The sequence below is a fragment of the Streptomyces sp. NPDC028289 genome, from assembly GCF_055565975.1.
In genome coordinates, this window is record NZ_JBVHTI010000002.1 from 1,164,315 (window position 1) to 1,182,622 (window position 18,308).

Here is an 18,308-nt window from a genome sequence, read left to right on the forward strand (position 1 = left end):
GGCGACTACTGTGAGTGTCCGTCGGACGACGCGGGGCCGAATTCTTTTGCGGTCCCCACGCCCGGCACCGCGATGGCGCATGCCCGACTCGCGCGACCCGCGCGAGAAACCAGGCCCGACGGACCAGTACGAGGACGCAGATGTCTCACCTCCGCGCACCGGCCGCCCGTGCCGACCGCCGTGAGGGCGGCCGGCACGGACGACCGGTCGCCCGACCCGTTCCCGCGCTGCCCGAGACCCACATACGGCCTCAGCTCATGCGACTGGCGGTGCTGCCCCCGGTCGCGGTGGCGCTCAGCGGCTGTGCGGCCGTCCTGTTCACCGTCCGCTCCACCGGCGCCCGGCCCAGCCTCACCCTGCTGGCCGTGCTCGCCGGAGCGGTCTCGGTGACGGCCGCGGGCATCGTGATCGCCGCCGTGGCCGCGGGCCGTGCCGCCCGCTCGGTCAGCGACCGTGTGGGCGTCCTGCGCCGCAACGCCGCACGCGGCGAGGCAGATCTGCTGGCCCTCGTCGAGGCACTGCGCCGCGGCGAGACCCCGCCCCCGCGCAAGCCGCGCGGAGGACCGCCCGGGGACGCGGACGACTTCGAGCTGCTCGCCGCCGACCTGTCCCGCGCGCACGACGGCGCCGTCACCGCCGTCGTCCAGGCGGCCCAGCTCTCCAGCCAGGCCGGCAGCGAACAGAAGCTGGAGGTCTTCGTCAACCTGGCGCGGCGGCTTCAGTCCCTCGTGCACCGGGAAATCTCGATCCTCGATGAACTGGAGAACGAGATCGAGGACCCGGACCTCCTCAAGGGCCTCTTCCACGTCGACCACCTGGCCACCCGGATCCGACGGCACGCCGAGAACCTCGCCGTCCTCGGCGGCGCCGTGTCCAGGCGGCAGTGGAGCAACCCCGTCTCCATGACGGAGGTGCTGCGCTCCGCCATCGCCGAGGTCGAGCAGTACTCCCGGGTCAAGCTCGTCCCGCCGATCGACGGCGAACTGCGCGGGCACGCCGTCGCCGACGTCATCCATCTCCTCGCCGAACTCGTCGAGAACGCCACGGTGTTCTCCGCCCCGCACACCCAGGTGCTGCTCCGCGCCAACCTCGTCACCTCCGGCCTCGCGGTCGAGGTGGAGGACCGCGGACTCGGCATGCCGGTCGGTGAACAGTCCAAGATGAACGCCCTGCTCGCCGACCCCGACCAGGTCAACGTCGCCAGCCTGCTGGCCGACGGCCGCATCGGCCTCTTCGTCGTCTCCCAGCTCGCCCGCCGCCACGGCATCAACGTCCGTCTCCAGACCAACATCTACGGCGGCGTCCAGGCCGTACTCGTCGTCCCGCAGGGCCTGCTGGGTACGGCACCGGGCCTACCCGGGACTCCCGGTTCGGTACCGCAGCCGCGCGACCCGGCGCACGGGGGCGGTGCGCCGGGGGCGCCGACCGGTGCGCCCGGAGCCGGGAGAGCCCGGCCGTCCGACGGCACCGGGACGCCGGCGGGCGTCCCGGGCGGCGCCGCCGGGCCGGACACGGGAGCCGGAGGCAGGGCTACCGCGGGCGGGCCGCCGGCCGGCCGAGGGCCCGGGCAGCAGCAGGGTCCCGCCACGGCTGCCGCCGGCGGACGGCGCCGGCACGCGCAGCACGGGAGCGCGCCCGCGCCGCTGCCGGTGCGCGGTGCCCAGGAGACCCGCCCGAACCCCGCCGAGGCGCTGCCCGGCATCCGGCCCGAGGATCGGCCGGCGGTCGCCGAGCACGCCGGTGCCCCGCCGGTACCGCGGGTCGGCGCCGTGCGCGGCACGATGGGCAAGCCCCAACTGCCGCGCCGGCGCGCCCAGGAGCACATCGTTCCCCAGCTGCGCGGCGGCCCCGCGCCCCGCCAGGAGAACGAGAACCCGGCCGGGCACGACCCCGGCCTGATGGCGGCCTTCCAGCGCGGCATCGGCCTCGCCGAGGCCCAGCAACACCTGGAGGCCACCGAGGGGGAGCCGACCGCCGCCGAGCCTGTGGGCGGGGCACATGGCGCGTCCCCCCATAACGGATTCACCACCGTGGGCTTCGCCGGCATGGCCGCTGGTGACGGATCCGGCGATCGGCCGCCCAACACGTCCCATGCCACGCACATGGACGCAACGCACATGGAGGCCGCGCATATGGAGGCGGCACACGTGGAGTCCGGGTACCTGACCCCGGGCCACACCGCTTCCGACCACACAGCTTCCGACCACACGGCGCCGGACCAGTCCGCCCGGGACCGCATGACCCCAGAACCCCTGGCGCCGGACCCCCTGGCGCCGGACCCCCTGGCGCCGGACCCCCTGGCCCCGGACCCCCTGGCTCCGGGGCACATGGCCTCCAGCCACACGACCTCGGGCCACATGGCCACAGGCCACCCGGCGGCCACGGACCACATGGCCCCCACAGACCACATGGCCCCCACGCACATGAGCCGAGCCCACCGGGACCCCGCCGACACCCAGTCCGCGTCCCGGTCCCAGTCGTACTCCCAGGCCCTGCGCCCGGTGCACACCTCCGAATTCACCGCCCGGCCCGACGGGAGCGCACCGGCCGGATGACCAGCACCGTTCCCACCCCCACCCCCACCCCCAGCGCTCCCGCTGATCTTCGTACCCCAAGGAGTCGATCCACCATGGCGAGCGATGCGCCGACCGCCCAGGTATCCGACCTCGACTGGCTGATGAGCGGCCTGGTGCAGCGCGTGCCGCACACCACCAGTGCGGTGCTCCTGTCCTGCGACGGACTGGTGAAGTCCGTCCACGGCCTAGACCCGGACAGCGCCGACCACATGGCGGCGCTCGCCTCCGGCCTGTACTCGCTCGGCCGCAGCGCGGGCGTCCGGTTCGGCGACGGCGGGGACGTCCGCCAGGTCGTCGTCGAACTCGACTCGACGCTGCTGTTCGTCACCACCGCCGGCTCCGGCACCTGTCTCGCCGTGCTGGCGGGCCGGGAGGCCGACGCGGCCGTCCTCGGCTACGAGATGGCGATGCTGGTCAAGAGCGTCCGCCCGTACCTCGTCACCGCGCCCCGGCAGCACGCCGTCGAATCCACGGCGATGAGGCCTTGAGGGTGGCGGCAGCCGGCGACGGGCCCTGGCTCGACGACGCGGCCGGACGCCTCGTGCGCCCGTTCACGGTCAGCAACGGCCGGACCGAGCCCAGCATCGCCCTCGACCTCATGTCGCAGGTGATGGCGACCGGGTCCACGCCCCTCGGCTACCTCGGCCTCGAACACGCACAGGCCCTCGACCTGTGCCGGGCCCCCGTCTCGGTCGCCGAGGTCGCCGCGCACCTCAAACTGCCCGCCGTGGTCACCAAGGTGCTGCTCTCCGACCTGGTCGACTGCGGGGCGCTGACCGCCAAGCCCCCCGTGTTCCACCACAACCCCACTGACAGGTCCCTCCTGGAGGCAGTGCTCGATGGACTACGACGACAGCTCTGATCCCTTCCCCACCGCGCTGAAAATCCTGGTGGCCGGTGGGTTCGGGGTCGGCAAGACCACCTTCGTGGGCGCGGTCAGCGAGATCGCGCCGCTGTCCACGGAGGAACTCCTCACCACGGTCAGCGCCGCGACCGACAGCCTCGACGGGATCGAGAACAAGGTCGAGACGACCGTGGCCATGGACTTCGGCCGCATCACCCTGGACCCGGAGCACGTGCTCTACCTGTTCGGCACGCCCGGACAGGAGCGGTTCTGGTTCATGTGGGACGAGCTGTCCGAGGGCGCGCTCGGTGCGGTCATCCTCGCCGACACACGGCGCCTGGAGGACTGCTTCGCGGCCGTCGACTTCTTCGAGGAGCGCGGCCTCGGCTTCATCGTCGCCATCAACGAGTTCGACGGCTCCTACCGCTACGACCCCGAGGAGGTGCGCGCCGCCATCGACCTCGACCCGGAGGTCCCGGTGGTCCGCTGCGACGCCCGTATCTCCAGCTCCGGGGTCCAGACCCTGCTCACCCTCGTCCGCCATCTCATCGCCCACGCTCCGGTCTCCGCGCCGAGCCACGGCGCCCACATGTGAACCCCATACACCCCTCACGGAGCCCGTATATGACCCACGTCCACTGCGACGGAGCCCGCGCATGAGGTACGACCCACCGCGCCCGGCCGGCCGGCTGCTGCTCACGCCGGAGGACAAGGAGGCCCCCGAGCGCACCCGGCGCCTCGGCCAACTGCGCCTGGGCGCGGACCCGGACCCCGCCCTCGACGCCTACGCGGACCGGCTCGCAGAGGTCACCCGGGCGCCGTACGCCATGGTCAACTTCATCGACCTGAACCGTCAGTTCTTCGCGGGCCTGCACCTGCCGGACGTGGCGCCGCCCGTGGTACGGCCCGACGGCAGCACCCCGGTCCTCGGCCGTGCGCTGCCCCGCGACCATGGTTTCTGCCCCCATGTGGTGGTCCGGCGCAGGGCGCTGGTCCTGGAGGACGTCTGCGACTACCCGCGGTTCGCGGGAAACCCGGTCGTCGACGAGTTCGGCATCCGTTCCTACCTGGGCGCCCCGCTGATCGACAGCACGGGGACGGTGCTCGGCACCGTGTGCGTGGTCGACGTGGACCCGCGGCCCTGGGGCCGGCCCGGTCTGGAGACCATCAAGTCGTCGGCGGCCGACCTGGTGGCCCGCATCGAGCGCCGCGAGGCAGACGGTCTGCCGCTGCTGTAACGACGGGAACAGCCCTTCTACCAGCCGACTGGTCTATTATCTCCGTGTCCTGACCCATGCCCGCGGCGGGGGTCATCGGGCGTCCTCGACCCGGCCCGGGTCGTTGGGGTGGGACTCCAGCGGAGTGACGGTGACCGTCATCCACGGGCGCAGTGGCAGGGTGCCAAGCACCTTCTCGTGGAGTTCCTCCTCGTCGGCGGCCCGCCAGACGCCGATGCTGCGCGACTCGCCCACCGGCCGCCACAGCCGGGCCAGGTGACCGGTCGCGGCCAGTTCCCCCGCCCGCACGGCCTCCGCGGCCCGCCGCCGGTCGACCTCGTCCTGGCCCGTGCCCTCGGGGATGTGCGTGGTGATCTCGACCAGGAACTCTCGCACGATGTGCTCCCTCCGTCGTTGGTGAGTCCATCGTGCGCCGCCGCCGGCACCGCCGCCACGACCGGCTGACTCGCTGCTGGGAGGCGCGGCCTCCCAGCGCGCGTAGCATGACGCGCGTGGAACTGCGCCAGCTGCGGTACTTCGTCGCGGTCGCCGAGGAGCTGAACTTCGGCCGGGCCGCCGAGCGGCTGCTCATCGCCGGCCCCTCCCTCTCCCAGCAGATCAAGGCGCTCGAACGGGACCTGGGCGTCCGGCTGTTCGACCGGGACCGCCGCTCGGTCTCCCTCACCCCCGCCGGCGCCGCGCTGCTCCCGCACACCCGGGACCTGCTGGAGCGGGCCGACGACCTCAAACGCCGGGCGGGCCGCCTCTCGGGCTCCCAGGCGGTACGGCTCGGCTACGTCAACTGGCTGCCACCGGACCTGGGTTCGCGGACGGCCGCGGTGGCCCGGGTGCATGTGGACGCCTGGGTCGCGCCGTCCCACACCCAGGCCGCCCGGGTCGCCGACGGCAGCCTGGATCTGGCCGTCTGCTGGGTGCGTGCCGAGGACCTCGAACGGCTCGGGCTGCGGGCCCGGCTGATCGGCGCGGACCGGCTGTACGCCGTCGCCAAGGGCACCGACACGAGCGACCTGCCGGCCCGGGACACCGACATCCTGATCGACGAGGACGTCACCTCCTGGGCCTCCTGGAACGTGTACGCCGAAGAGCTCACGCAGGCCGTCGGCGCCCGTCCGGTGCGCATCTCCGACGGCGCCGTCACCGGCCCCGCCTACTTCGACCACGTCCGGCGCTGTACCCGGCCCGTCCTCAACTCGCCCAAGGGCCAGACCGATCCGCTCCCGCCCGACCTGGTCCGCCGCGAGATCGTCGCGCCGAAGGTGTACTGGACCTGGTCCCTGGTCTGGCGCGCGAGCGAGGACCGGGCCGGCGTCCTGGCCGCCGTCGACGCTCTGTGCGACGGCGTCGGCGACCTCGGGATCCACGCCCCGGACGCCTGGCTGCCCGCGGGCGACCCGTACGCGCTCCACGGCTGAGCTGCGCTGGGAGGCTGCGCCTCCCAGCCAGGAGGAAACCGATCCTGGCACCTGCGACGGGCCCGGCCTACCTTCCAAATAGTCGACCGGTCGGCTAGTGACCGGTCAGCCACTACGGAGAAGGTCATCATCATGAGCACGCAGCAGCAGAAGGTCGCGATCGTCACCGGTGCGTCCCAGGGTATCGGCGCCGCCCTCGTCGAGGGCTACCGCAAGCTCGGCTACGCGGTCGTCGCCACCTCGCGCACCATCGCCCCCGCCGACGACGCCGACGTCCTGACCGTCCAGGGCGACATCGCGGACCCGGCGACCGCCGCGCGGGTCGTGGCCGCCGCCGTCGAGCGGTTCGGCCGGATCGACACCGTGGTCAACAATGCGGGCATCTTCGTCGCGAAGCCCTTCACCGACTACACCGCCGCGGACTACGCCGCCGTGACCGGCATCAACGTCGCCGGCTTCTTCCACCTCACCCAGCAGGCGGTCCCGCACCTGCTCGCCCAGGGCGGCGGGCACGTCGTCAGCGTCACCACCAGCCTGGTCGACAGCGCGGACGCCCGGGTCCCCTCCGTCCTGGCCTCGCTGACCAAGGGTGGCCTGCAGTCCGCGACCAAGTCCCTGGCGATCGAGTACGCCACCCGTGGCATCCGCGTCAACGCGGTGTCGCCCGGCACGATCAAGACTCCCATGCACCCGGCGGAGACCCACGAGTTCCTCGCCGCCCTGCACCCGGTCGGCCGGATGGGTGAAGTGAGCGACATCGTCGACGCGGTGCTCTTCCTGGAGAGCGCGCCGTTCGTCACCGGCGAGATCCTGCATGTCGACGGCGGTATGAGCGCCGGACACTGACGGCACGGCACGTCACCCAGCACCTCGCCCGGAAACACCCAAAGGAGCGGACATGACCAGCACGGCGGACGACACGGCGATCCTGACCGGGGTCCTCGACCGGTGGAAGGCGGCCGTCGACGCACACCGACCCGAGCGCGTCGCGGCCCAGTTCACCGAGGACGCCGTCTTCCAGGGCCTGCACCCCTACAGCGTCGGACGGCAGGGCGTCGCCGCCTACTACGACTCCCAGCCCCTCGGGATGAAGGCGGCGTACCGCGTCCTGGAGACCCGGCGGCCCGCCGACGGCGTCGTCCTCGGCTACCTGGCCGTCGAGTTCTCCTTCACGGACCGGCCCCCGCTGGACGTGAAACTCTCCGTCCTCGTCACCCGGACGGGCGAGGACTGGCACATCGCCCACTACCAGGTCTCCCGGCTCGACTAGCCGTCTCCTGCCGGGTGTTCCGGGGGTGTGAAGCCGAGCTGTGGCGGCGCTTAAGAAATCCTCGATGGACCGATGCGCCGGGGTGCGGCAGATTGCTGTGAGATTCCACCCCCCTCCCCGGCCGCGGGCCGCTTCGGCGTCCCCGCGGCCGGGACCTCACGCACAGGAGCCGTAGCGTTGAAGGCGCTGGTCAAGGAGAAGGCGGAGCCCGGGCTGTGGCTCACGGACGTGCCGGAGCCCACGGTCGGTCCCGGTGACGTACTGATCAAGGTCCTGCGGACCGGCATCTGCGGCACGGACCTGCACATCCGGGCCTGGGACGGCTGGGCCCGGCAGGCGATCACCACCCCGCTCGTGGTCGGGCACGAGTTCGTCGGCGAGGTCGTGGCGACCGGCCGGGACGTCACCGACATCAAGGCGGGCGACCGCGTCAGCGGCGAGGGCCACCTCGTCTGCGGCAAGTGCCGCAACTGCCAGGCCGGGCGGCGCCACCTGTGCCGGGCCACGGTCGGTCTGGGCGTCGGCCGGGACGGCGCGTTCGCCGAGTACGTCGCGCTGCCCGCCGGCAACGTCTGGGTGCACCGGGTCCCCGTCGACCTCGACGTGGCCGCGATCTTCGACCCGTTCGGCAACGCCGTGCACACCGCCCTCTCCTTCCCGCTGGTCGGCGAGGACGTCCTGATCACCGGCGCGGGGCCGATCGGTCTCATGGCCGCCGCCGTGGCCCGGCATGCCGGTGCCCGGCACGTCGTGATCACCGACGTCAGCGAGGAGCGCCTCGACCTCGCCCGCAAGATCGGTGTGAGCCTCGCCCTGAACGTGTCGCAGGCCGATATCGCCGACGGACAGCGGGAGCTGGGCCTGCGCGAGGGCTTCGACGTGGGCCTGGAGATGTCCGGCCGGCCCGAGGCCATGCGCGACATGATCGCCAACATGACGCACGGCGGCCGTATCGCGGTGCTCGGCCTGCCCGCCCAGGAGTTCCCCGTCGACTGGGCCCGGATCGTCACCTCGATGATCACCATCAAGGGCATCTACGGCCGTGAGATGTTCGAGACCTGGTACGCGATGTCGGTCCTCCTGGAAGGCGGACTCGACCTCGCCCCCGTGATCACCGGCCGCTACGGCCACCGCGACTTCGAGGCGGCCTTCGCCGACGCGGCGAGTGGCCGCGGCGGCAAGGTCATCCTCGACTGGACCGTGTAATTCCTCGCGTCATTCCCTGGGAGCTTCTGGCATGTTCGACTCCGTGCGCGACGACCTGCGCGCCACCCTCGACGAGATCCGCGCCGCCGGCCTGCACAAGCCCGAGCGCGTGATCGGCACCCCGCAGTCCGCGACCGTCGCCGTCACCGCGGGCGGGCGCCCCGGCGAGGTCCTCAACTTCTGCGCCAACAACTACCTGGGCCTCGCCGACCACCCCGAGGTGATCGCCGCCGCCCACCAGGCACTGGACCGCTGGGGCTACGGCATGGCCTCCGTCCGCTTCATCTGCGGGACCCAGGAGGTCCACAAGGAGCTGGAGGCCCGCCTGTCGGCGTTCCTCGGCCAGGAGGACACGATCCTCTACTCCTCCTGCTTCGACGCCAACGGCGGTGTCTTCGAGACCCTCCTCGGCGAGGAGGACGCGGTGATCTCCGACGCCCTCAATCACGCCTCCATCATCGACGGCATCCGCCTCTCCAAGGCGCGCCGCTTCCGCTACGCCAACCGCGACCTGGCCGACCTGGAACGGCAGCTGAAGGAGGCGCAGGGCGCCCGGCGCCGGCTGGTCGTCACCGACGGCGTGTTCTCCATGGACGGCTACGTGGCCCCGCTGCGCGAGATCTGTGACCTCGCCGACCGCTACGACGCGATGGTCATGGTCGACGACTCGCACGCCGTCGGCTTCGTCGGCCCGTCCGGCCGCGGCACCCCCGAGCTGCACGGCGTGATGGACCGCGTCGACATCATCACCGGCACCCTCGGCAAGGCCCTCGGAGGCGCCTCCGGCGGCTACGTCGCGGCCCGCGCCGAGATCGTCGCCCTGCTCCGCCAGCGCTCCCGCCCCTACCTCTTCTCCAACACCCTTGCGCCGGTGATCGCGGCGGCCTCGCTGAAGGTCCTCGACCTGCTGGAGGCGGCGGACGACCTGCGGGTCCGGCTCGCCGAGAACACCGCCCTGTTCCGCCGCCGGATGACCGAGGAGGGCTTCGACATCCTCCCCGGCGACCACGCCATCGCCCCCGTGATGATCGGCGACGCGGCACAGGCGGGCCGGATGGCCGAGCTGCTGCTGGAGCGGGGCGTGTACGTGATCGGCTTCTCCTACCCGGTGGTCCCGCAGGGGCAGGCCCGGATCCGCGTCCAGCTGTCCGCCGCCCACTCGACGGACGACGTCAACCGCGCGGTGGACGCCTTCGTCGCGGCCCGCGCTGAGCTGGCGGGCTGAACAAGGGAACCGGCGGGCTGAGCGGCACCGAAGGGCTGAACGGCACCGACGGTCCGGGTGGCTCGGACATATTGCGATAATCAACCTCATGATCGAAGCGCGGCGGCTCCACATCCTCCGTGCGGTGGCCGACCACCGCACGGTGACTGCGGCTGCCGCCGCGCTGTATCTGACCCCCTCGGCCGTCTCCCAACAGCTGACGGCACTCGAACAGGAGACCGGCCACCGCCTGGTCGAGCGCAGCGCCAAGGGCGTACGGCTGACCGCGGCCGGCGAGATCCTGCTCGCCCACACCAACGCGGTCCTCGCGCAGCTGGAGCGGGCCGAGGCCGAGCTGGCCGCCTACGGCTCCGGCGAGGCCGGCACGGTCACCGTCGCCGCCTTCGCCACCGGCATCGCCGAGGTGGTCGCCCCGGCCGTGGCCCACCTCGCCCGCATCGCCCCCGGCATCCGCATCCGGGTCCAGGACGCCGAGGGCGACGCCAGCCTCCCGATGGTCCTGGACCGGCAGGTCGACGTCGCGGTCGCCGTCGAGTACCGAGGGGCCCCGCCCGCCGACGACCCCCGGCTCACCCACGTGCCGCTGTACGCCGAGCCGTTCGACGCCGTCGTCCCGCTCCACCACCGGCTGGCCGAGGCCTGCGAGGTTCCTCTCGCCGAACTGGCCAAGGACGCCTGGATCGGCCCGTACCCCGGCAACCCCTGCCACGACGTGGTCGTCCTGGCCTGCGAGAGCGCCGGCTTCCAGCCCCGCCTCGAACACTCCTCCGACGACTTCCGGGCCGTGGTGGCCCTCGCCGCGGCCGACGCGGGGGTGGCCCTCGTCCCGCGCAGCGCGCTGCGCGGCATGGACCTGACCGGCGTGGTCGTACGCCCCGTCGACGGCGTCGCCCCGACCCGCCGCGTCTTTGCGGCCGTACGGCGCGGAGCCGAGGACCATCCGCTGATCCGCCCGGTGCTCGACGCCCTGAGCGAGGCGGCGGGGCTGTGAGCCTTCCTTAACACCGGCGTTCCATATCAGGGATATCGTCCCGGATATGGAACGTGAAGCGACGGTCGCCCCCGACCCCGTCGACGCCCGGCTCGGCCGCCGCCTCGCCGAACTGCGGGCCGAACACGGCTGGTCCCTGGGCGAGTTGGCGGAGCGCAGCGGAGTCGGCAAGTCCACCCTGTCCCGGGCCGAACGGGCCGAGACCAGCCCGACGGCAGCCCTCCTCAATCGCCTCTGCAACGTCTACGGCCGGACCATGTCCCAGCTGCTCAGCGAGGTCGAGGCGGCACCCGCGCCCGTGCTGCGCGCCGCCGAGCAGCAGGTGTGGGAGGACCGCGCCTCCGGTTTCGTACGCCGGTCCGTGTCGCCGCCGCACGGCGGGCTGCGCGGCGAACTCGTCGAGGGGAGGCTCGCTGCGGGGGCGGACATCGCCTACGACCGGCCGCCGCTGCCCGGCCTGGAGCAGCACATCTGGGTGCTCGACGGGAGCCTGGCGGTGACGGCGGAGGGAGCCGAGCATCTCCTGGACGCCGGGGACTGCCTGCGGCTGCGGGTGTGGGGGTCGACCCGGTTCCGGTGCGCGGGACCGGCGCAGACCCGATACGTGCTGGCGGTGGTGCGGCCATGAGGACACTGCGTCTGGAGGCGGATCAACTGTCCGAGCGGGTGGGGGAGTTGGCCGAGCTGCTGGCCGACACCGTGAACGGCGGGGCGTCCGTCGGCTTCCTCGCCCCCTTCGAGCGGGAGCGGGCAGTCGCCTGGTGGCGGGAGCGGGTGGCCGCCGTGGCCGCAGGGCAGCTCGCCGTCTGGGCCGCGCTGGACGGCACCGGCCGGACCGTCGGCACGGTCGGCCTCGCCTTCCCCTACCCCGGCAAACCCAACAGCCCGCACCGCGCCGAGCTGGTGAAGCTGATGGTCCACCGCGAGGCGCGGGGCCAGGGCATCGGACGCGGGCTGCTGGCCGTCGCCGAGGAGGCCGCGGCCGCCGCCGGGATCACCCTGCTCCATCTGGACACCGAGACGGACAGCCCCGCGGAACACCTCTACCGCTCGGCCGGCTGGACCCGCGCCGGGGTCATCCCCGACTACGCCCTCGACCCCGCCGGCGTACTGCGCCCGACGACCCTCTACTACAAGCACGTGGACGCTCCGGCCAGGTGACTGTCAGTGGCGCGGGCTACGGTTCGGGGCATGCCGGAAGCCGAAGACGTACGCCGTGTCGCCCTGTCCCTGCCGGACACCAGCGAGAAGATCGCCTGGAGCATGCCCACGTTCCGGGTCGCCGGGAAGATGTTCGCCACGCTGCCCGAGGACGAGACCTCCATCGCCGTGCGCTGCCCCAAGGAGGAGCGCGACGAACTGGTGCTCGCCGAGCCCGGCAAGTTCTGGATCGCCGATCACGAGGCCCAGTTCGCCTGGGTCCGGGTCCGGCTCGCCGCACTGGAGGACGAGGGCGAGCTGCGCGACATCCTCGCCGACTCCTGGCGGCAGGCCGCCCCGCCCCGGCTCCTGGACTCCTACCCGGAGCTGGGGCTGCTCGGCGAGGAAGGCTGATCACCCGCGGGCCGGTGCCCCGACGAACGCGGTGATCCGGTCCCGCAGGCTCCCCGCGTCCAGCCCGTGCGCGGCCACATGCTCCTCGACCGTCCCGTAGCGCCGCAGCTCGCGCCGTCCCACGCCCAGCCCGAGCACCCGGTGCGGCACCTCGGCGAGCGCCTCGCTCACGGCGGGCGTGGACGTCCCCGCCAGGTACGGCTCGACCAGCACGACGTCCGTGCCCGCCGACTCCGTGGCCCGGCGCAGCGCGGCGGCGTCGAAGGGACGCACCGTCGTCGCGTACAGGACCGTGACGTCCAGGTCTCCGGTGGCGTCCAGGACGGCGTCCAGCATCGGGCCGACGGCGACGACCACGCCGGAGCGGCCCTGACGGACGGTACGGACACGCTGTCCGTCGACCGGAAGCGGTTCCCGGTTGGCCTGCGCGGACAGGCGCACGTACACCTTCTCGTCGCCCGCGGCCACCGCGTGCCGCAGCAGGGTCTCCGCCTCGTCGGGATGCCCCGGCACGTGTACGGTCCAGCCGTCGAGGGTGTCGAGCAGCGCCACGTCACCGGGCGCCATGTGCGTGTAGCCGCCCGCGGGCCAGTCGAAGGAGGCGGCCGCGCTGACCAGCACCGCACCGGCGTCCTGGTGGCCGAGGTCCAGCTTGACCTGCTCGAAGGGCCGCTCGACCAGAAAACTGGCGAAGGTGTGCACCACCGGCCGCAGACCGGTCAGCGCCAGCCCGGCCGCCGCGCCGACCAGCAACTGCTCGCGGATGCCGACGTTGATCACCCGGTCGGGATGACGCCGGCGTGTCTCCTCCAGGGTCGCCGCGCCGATCTCGGCGAGGACTACCACGACCCGCGGATCCTCGTCGAGGAGCCGGGAGACGACGGGGACGAAACGGTCACGCATGGTGTCCATGGAAAACAGTGCCCTTCCTGTGCGAAGTGCCGGACGGCCGGTCAGAGGGACTTGGTCTCGACACGGGCCACCACCACGTGCGGGCGGCCCGGATGCGGGGCGGTGAACGCCTCGTACAGCGCCTCGTGGTCGCGTCCGTCGACGGTCATCGCCGACCAGCCGGCCGCTTCGAAGCGCGCGGTGATCCCGCCGGGCCGGGCGTGCCGGGCGGAGGAGTTGTCGACGACGACGGTGTGCAGCCGCTCCAGACCGGCGGGCCCGGCGAAGGCGATCGCCTCGTGGTTGCTGCCCTCGTCCAGCTCGGCGTCCCCGGTCAGCACCCACACCCGGGGCTCGTCCAGCCCCTGGAGGCGCAGGCCGAGAGCCGTCCCCACCCCGATCGGCAGCCCGTGCCCCAGTGAACCGCTGCCGATCTCGACGCCCGGGACGAGGGTGCGGTCGGGGTGGTGACCGAGGGGGGAGTCGTAGGAGCCGAAGCCCGAAAGCCACCCCACCGGGACGAAGCCCTTGGCGGCGAGCACCGCGTAGTACGCCATCGGCCCGTGCCCCTTGCTCAGCAGGAACCGGTCCCGGGCCGGGTCGTCGATCCGGTCCGGGGTCACCCTGAGCACCCGGTCGTAGAGCACCCACAGCACGTCGAGCGTGGAGGTCGCGGCCGGTCCGTGCTTCTCGTCGCCGGTCATCAGGCTCATCAGGGCGGGCAGACCGGCATGCCCGCGTGTCTGTTCCTCGGTGGTCGTCATACCGTGGATCGTGCGACCTCAACCAAACTTGAGGTCAAGCGATCACCCGCCCCGGACGAAATGCGTGCACGACCACCGAGCCGAGTGCGGTATTGTTTCCCTGCACGTTTCGACCAGGGAAACCCCAGGTCAAACGGGCATCGGGACGTGGCGCAGCTTGGTAGCGCACTTGACTGGGGGTCAAGGGGTCGCAGGTTCAAATCCTGTCGTCCCGACTTTGCGAAGTCGCAGGTCAGGGGCCGTTTCAGAGGAGATCTGAAGCGGTCCCTTGATTATTCTTGGGGACCGCTTGGGGACCAGTTCACGTTGAAGGGGCTGTGGTGCACCTTGACCCAGTCAAGGTGCGCCACAGATGGCAGGGCGGTGGCGCGGATACATGGTTTGACCTGTGATTTTCTAGTGCGTCCCGGACAGATGATGGCGGCGGGGCCCGTCTCGTGGAGTGGCCGTCGGTACACCACTTCATCGGACGTGACCTCCCGGAGGCTGGCAGCTATCGACGTCTGGCATCGCGCCGGTTTGGCCCTGAGGCAGCGTGTGGCACGGATGTCGATGGGCCTGCTGACTCGTGCCAATTACGGCTGTTGAACCCTGATGCCGCCCGTTGATGCAGCCGGACGGCCCAAGAAGGTCCAGGGAGCCCCCAGCGGCGACGAGGTTCCCTGCGGCATGTGCATGCATGGTCTGCGAACTTCACCGTGCCGGTGGCCTCGACGTCGGTCAGTGGTGGAGCAGGTCGTCGGCGCCGACTGTCAAGTAGGTCTCGGGAGTGGTGGCTTCAAGGGTCGACGTGGACGAGTGCGGCTTGGGCCGGCGTGAGACAGGGGCCATCCGGCACCTAGAGGCCCGTCTTGGGGGTCCGGCACAACTCGGTTGGAGGATGCCCGCGTTGCGGTATGGCTCGCGCCCTGGACGCAGGGACCGGCGGACGGTCGAGGCGCGAGGCTCGTCGCCACCGTCTGGTGGGAAGTACCGCTTTGTACCGACCAGTCCGCTGCTGGGCTTCCTCTGTGCCTCCATCTTGGACGCGTACCCGGAGGTTCTGGCCGACCCAGCGTCTACGGCTGCGTGGTAGTTCGAACCGATAGCGGTTACGACGCCTCGTCGCTGGAATCGTCAGTCGGTCCGCGACACGGCCTCGACCACACTGATCTGTTGGATCTTGCGCCGCCGCGGGCTGCAGTGGACATCGACGACGTCCCCTACCCGGAACCGGTCCTTGAGCTCCGGGTTCCCTTCGCGTGAGAACATCGGTCGGCTCCACTGGTCGACCTCGAAGGACCAGGCTTTCCGCGTCGCCGGGTCCTCGATGGAGCAGCAGTAGTGCGTGATGTCCGTGGGCGGGTCGTCGTAGTGGGTGTCGTAGTCCCAGCGCGAGATGACGGCACCGCGAAAGCTCGCCTCGTCGGGAACGGCCAGGACCCGGCGGCGGGCCGGCAGCCACAAACCCCACAGCAGTACGCCGGTGAGCAGCGGAGCGGTGTCCCATTCCCAGGCCAACGCCGGGCGGTGCGCGGTCAGGGTCACCGCGACCAGGACGCCACAGGCGGCGCACACGGCCACGGCCAGCAGCACGAGCTGCCGCAGGTGTCCCCAGCGCGGGGTGTCCAGCGGCCCGGCGTCCACGACGTGCCACGATCTGCCGTACGCGGACCAGATCCGCTGCGGCTCGCGTACGGGAAGCGCCGATTCGGGACCAGCCGCTCCCACCTGGCGTTTGGGCAGCCGATGCTCTCCAGCGCGGTCGTGGGTCCGCCACTCGCGCGCGGCCTGCCGTCCGGCGGCCGTCAACCTGGGCCCGGATGCGAGCGGGACGTCTGACAGTCGCACCAGCCCCAACAGGCTGAGCACGAGGACCGCTCTGAGAATGATCCGCATCCCCTCGGGACTGAACGAAACGCCGGCCCACAGGGCGCCGAACCAGGCCGCGAGGGTCGCACCCCGATACAGCAGCGTCACGTACTTGTTCCGGGCCGGCCGTATGAGGCCAAGAACGGTCGCCTCGTTGCGGACGCTGTTCTGAAAGCCGCGCCACCATACCCAGAACTCGTCGCCGTCGCCCGGCCCGAGGGCGCCTATCGGTACGCGGTCGACACCGCTTCGGCAGCGCCGGCGGATCCGTTCGACCACCAGTTCCTCGACGGGCCGCAGCGGTGCCGAGTCGGCGGTCTGCGGGACGATCCGTACGGTCACCGTACCGTCGGCCTTCTCCTCACCCTGCAGTCGGCCTGTGCGGACCATTTCCAGGGCGGTGGTCTCGATGCCCTTCGGAGTTGTCTCCCCGTCTCCCATAAGCAGGTTCACCACACCGGCGGTCAGCATTCGATATTTCATACGCCCCCCAGAAATGTGACCGAGACGACTGTAGATGCTCTTAGGGATCACCGCATCGGGGAAATCACGCAGCCGAGGCATCGTCGAAGCTGATGTCCGAGCTGAGAGCCACGCGATGTTCACCGCTGCCCTGTTGAAATAACGGGCTCAGCGGGTGCGTGGATCTCTGCGGCGATTCAGCTGCGCGGGCGCGCTGTCGCCCTCCTGCGCACCAACGGGACCAGCGTTTCGGCCAGGCCACTGGCGAGACTCCGTCAGGCCGGGGCCCCGTTACTGTTGGGCCGCCTGCGCAGGTGCGCAGTTGAGGGGCTTCGCCAAGGGGGGCACCAGGCATGTCAGAGGGGTTGGCCCAGTGGGGGCCAGAGCTTTTCATGACGCGGGAACGGGAGCTGCGTCGCGGCCTGGCACCCGAGAACGACGTGGGAAGGGACATCGCGCAAGGGGGGTTCGAGCCCTGCCTGCTGACCCTTCTGCGGCTGTCGGTGGGCAGGCACTCGAGCACCGGTCTCACCAGTGGGTGGTTCCCAAGGGCGCTTGCCCGCACCGGCCACCTCGTCCGCGCGGCCGAGCTGGCGTACACGATCAGTGACGAGCTCCAGCAGGGTACGGAACTACTGGAGCTGGTGCGGGCCGCGGCGGGCGCGGGAGACCTGGGCGGCGCTCAGGCGCTGGCCGAGTCGATTCCCCTACGGCAGGTGCGGGACCGGGCACTGGTCGCCCTCGTGCCGGCGTGGGCCCGTGCCGGTGAGCGTGACCGGGCCGTCGCTCTGGCGGAGAGGATCCGTTACCCGCACAACTGGGGGTGGGCCTGGGCCCTGTTGGCGAAGGCAGTGGCGGACAGCGGCGACATCGACGAGGCGCTCAGGTTCGCCGCTCGCGCCGACGACGTGGTGAGTTCTTACGCCGCCGACGGGACGGAACAGGTGCTCGCCCTCCTCATGGAGGTGGCCGTCGCCAGCGGCGACCAGGACCGGGCCGCCGCACTTGCCGACCGCGTGGAGGACATCGCCCTGTCCCGCAACTCGACGGGGTGGTCCGAGCCACGGCCCCTGGCGGTGGTATTGGCCCGCGAGGCGCTGACGGGAGACCTTGACCGGCTCGATGCTCTCCTGCGCACCCCGCCCGGACCAGCCGTCGGCGCCGGGGGCACGGTATGCGGGTGGGCGCTCGGCGAAGCCGCCGAACAGGACATGGTGGTCCCGGAAGGAGACCTGGACGAGGCCGCCGTTCGCCCGTTCCCTCCCGGATCCCCGCTCGACGCCTGGGACATGGCCTGTGTGCTGGACGCGGTCGTTCACAGCGCCGACCAGGACGTGGTCCTGGCCCTTGCCGACCGGGCCGAGACACTGCTCGAGACCGGCTACGGCCGTGATCACGACATTCTGCTGAGGTCCGTGACACTCCTGCTGGCCAGGCATGGGCAGGTCGAGCGGGCTATGGCCCTCGCCGGCCGTCTCGACCCCGATCTGTCCGTGGCGCGGCAGGCCGACATCGTCGGAGAACTGGCCCGGTCCGGTGACACGGGCGGTGCCGAGGCTCTCGCCCACACGATCAACGACCGCAGGGCACAGGACAGGGCGCTGATCGAAGTGGTCCGGGAGCTGGCCCGGGGTGGCGATCCAGGCTGGGCCGAGGCTCTCGTCCACTCGATCGACGACCGCTGGGCGCAGGGCGAGGCACTGGTCGCGGTCGTCCGGGAGTCGGCCCGGCACGGCGATCACACCCGGGCCGAGGCTCTCACCCGCTCGATCGCCCACCGCGCGACACGAGCCCGCGCCCTGGCCGCACTCGTGGAGTTGTCCGAGCCGTCCCACGCCCGCAGGCTCGCCGCGCAGGCCGTGAGGGTTGCGGGCGACTGGGATCCCGTTCTGCCGGTCCTGGAGCGGATCGTGCCCCGTTCCGTGGCAGTGGTCGCCGATCAGATGATGAGCTGATCCGGGGCAGCCTCCTGTCAGTGCTGCCTGCGAGACTCGTTCCATGATTCCGAAGCTGCCCTTGCACAG

The 18,308-nt window shown here is 71.7% G+C and carries 19 protein-coding genes and 1 tRNA gene; 16 read left to right on the forward strand and 4 right to left on the reverse strand.

The genetic code is table 11. The annotated features are described in order from the left end of the window. The first annotated feature begins 140 nt into the window (after positions 1-140). The 5 genes from ACZ4UV_RS13165 (at position 141) to ACZ4UV_RS13185 (ending at position 4,658) form a co-directional block, all read left to right on the forward strand. Complete coding sequence (locus ACZ4UV_RS13165; RefSeq protein WP_467837769.1) at positions 141-2,555, forward strand: ATP-binding protein; 2,415 nt, start codon at positions 141-143, stop codon at positions 2,553-2,555. 74 nt (positions 2,556-2,629) lie between these two features. Further along, positions 2,630-3,064, forward strand: a complete 435-nt coding sequence (locus tag ACZ4UV_RS13170; protein WP_089107225.1) for a roadblock/LC7 domain-containing protein — start codon at positions 2,630-2,632, stop codon at positions 3,062-3,064. A 2-nt stretch (positions 3,065-3,066) separates the two neighbouring features. Continuing rightward, the gene (locus ACZ4UV_RS13175) at positions 3,067-3,438 is read left to right on the forward strand and encodes a DUF742 domain-containing protein (protein ID WP_217552435.1); all 372 of its coding nucleotides are present in this window, start codon (positions 3,067-3,069) and stop codon (positions 3,436-3,438) included. Next, positions 3,416-4,015: a GTP-binding protein gene (locus ACZ4UV_RS13180; RefSeq protein WP_351495158.1), complete on the forward strand. Its 600-nt coding sequence runs from the start codon at positions 3,416-3,418 to the stop codon at positions 4,013-4,015. Before ACZ4UV_RS13175 ends, ACZ4UV_RS13180 begins: the two co-directional genes overlap by 23 nt. 61 nt (positions 4,016-4,076) lie before the next feature. Beyond that, complete coding sequence (locus tag ACZ4UV_RS13185) at positions 4,077-4,658, forward strand: GAF domain-containing protein (protein ID WP_451019801.1); 582 nt, start codon at positions 4,077-4,079, stop codon at positions 4,656-4,658. A 72-nt stretch (positions 4,659-4,730) separates the two neighbouring features. Here the strand turns inward: ACZ4UV_RS13185 and ACZ4UV_RS13190 are convergent, their stop codons facing one another. After that, positions 4,731-5,033: a muconolactone Delta-isomerase family protein gene (locus tag ACZ4UV_RS13190; RefSeq protein WP_451019802.1), complete on the reverse strand. Its 303-nt coding sequence runs from the start codon at positions 5,031-5,033 to the stop codon at positions 4,731-4,733. A 107-nt stretch (positions 5,034-5,140) separates the two neighbouring features. Between ACZ4UV_RS13190 and ACZ4UV_RS13195 the strand changes: the two genes are divergently transcribed. From ACZ4UV_RS13195 to ACZ4UV_RS13235, 9 genes are all read left to right on the forward strand, one after another. Next, positions 5,141-6,070: a LysR family transcriptional regulator gene (locus tag ACZ4UV_RS13195; protein ID WP_451019803.1), complete on the forward strand. Its 930-nt coding sequence runs from the start codon at positions 5,141-5,143 to the stop codon at positions 6,068-6,070. A 132-nt stretch (positions 6,071-6,202) separates the two neighbouring features. After that, the gene (locus ACZ4UV_RS13200; protein WP_467837773.1) at positions 6,203-6,916 is read left to right on the forward strand and encodes an SDR family NAD(P)-dependent oxidoreductase; all 714 of its coding nucleotides are present in this window, start codon (positions 6,203-6,205) and stop codon (positions 6,914-6,916) included. Positions 6,917-6,968: 52 nt separating this feature from the next. Further along, on the forward strand, positions 6,969-7,340 hold the full coding sequence (locus ACZ4UV_RS13205) for a YybH family protein (protein ID WP_390036954.1): 372 nt from the start codon (positions 6,969-6,971) through the stop codon (positions 7,338-7,340). Positions 7,341-7,517: 177 nt separating this feature from the next. Next, on the forward strand, positions 7,518-8,546 hold the full coding sequence (tdh, locus tag ACZ4UV_RS13210) for an L-threonine 3-dehydrogenase (protein WP_467837775.1): 1,029 nt from the start codon (positions 7,518-7,520) through the stop codon (positions 8,544-8,546). Between the two features lie 31 nt (positions 8,547-8,577). After that, the gene (locus ACZ4UV_RS13215; protein ID WP_390036951.1) at positions 8,578-9,771 is read left to right on the forward strand and encodes a glycine C-acetyltransferase; all 1,194 of its coding nucleotides are present in this window, start codon (positions 8,578-8,580) and stop codon (positions 9,769-9,771) included. Between the two features lie 88 nt (positions 9,772-9,859). Beyond that, a complete protein-coding gene (locus ACZ4UV_RS13220) occupies positions 9,860-10,762 on the forward strand; it encodes a LysR family transcriptional regulator (protein WP_390036950.1) in 903 nt (300 codons plus the stop codon). Positions 10,763-10,808: 46 nt separating this feature from the next. Further along, positions 10,809-11,390: a helix-turn-helix domain-containing protein gene (locus ACZ4UV_RS13225; protein WP_467837778.1), complete on the forward strand. Its 582-nt coding sequence runs from the start codon at positions 10,809-10,811 to the stop codon at positions 11,388-11,390. Next, positions 11,387-11,923 carry a GNAT family N-acetyltransferase gene (locus ACZ4UV_RS13230; protein ID WP_467837780.1) on the forward strand — a complete coding sequence of 179 codons (537 nt, stop codon included), beginning with the start codon at positions 11,387-11,389 and terminating at the stop codon, positions 11,921-11,923. The genes ACZ4UV_RS13225 and ACZ4UV_RS13230 overlap by 4 nt, the downstream gene beginning before the upstream one ends. Positions 11,924-11,953: 30 nt before the next feature. Next, positions 11,954-12,316 (forward strand): MmcQ/YjbR family DNA-binding protein, encoded by a 363-nt coding sequence (locus ACZ4UV_RS13235; protein WP_390036947.1) that lies wholly within the window; start codon positions 11,954-11,956, stop codon positions 12,314-12,316. Here ACZ4UV_RS13235 and ACZ4UV_RS13240 read toward each other — a convergent pair whose 3' ends face one another. Then, positions 12,317-13,228 carry a transketolase family protein gene (locus ACZ4UV_RS13240; RefSeq protein WP_390036946.1) on the reverse strand — a complete coding sequence of 304 codons (912 nt, stop codon included), beginning with the start codon at positions 13,226-13,228 and terminating at the stop codon, positions 12,317-12,319. A gap of 41 nt (positions 13,229-13,269) precedes the next feature. Further along, positions 13,270-13,971 carry a transketolase gene (locus ACZ4UV_RS13245; protein WP_451023311.1) on the reverse strand — a complete coding sequence of 234 codons (702 nt, stop codon included), beginning with the start codon at positions 13,969-13,971 and terminating at the stop codon, positions 13,270-13,272. 141 nt (positions 13,972-14,112) lie between these two features. Between ACZ4UV_RS13245 and ACZ4UV_RS13250 the strand changes: the two genes are divergently transcribed. After that, positions 14,113-14,186, forward strand: a tRNA-Pro gene (locus tag ACZ4UV_RS13250). A 901-nt stretch (positions 14,187-15,087) separates the two neighbouring features. Here the strand turns inward: ACZ4UV_RS13250 and ACZ4UV_RS13255 are convergent. Further along, positions 15,088-16,293 carry a DUF2207 family protein gene (locus tag ACZ4UV_RS13255; RefSeq protein WP_451016697.1) on the reverse strand — a complete coding sequence of 402 codons (1,206 nt, stop codon included), beginning with the start codon at positions 16,291-16,293 and terminating at the stop codon, positions 15,088-15,090. Between the two features lie 383 nt (positions 16,294-16,676). Between ACZ4UV_RS13255 and ACZ4UV_RS13260 the strand changes: the two genes are divergently transcribed. Then, positions 16,677-18,239 (forward strand): hypothetical protein, encoded by a 1,563-nt coding sequence (locus tag ACZ4UV_RS13260; RefSeq protein WP_451016696.1) that lies wholly within the window; start codon positions 16,677-16,679, stop codon positions 18,237-18,239. The last annotated feature ends 69 nt before the right edge of the window (positions 18,240-18,308 follow it).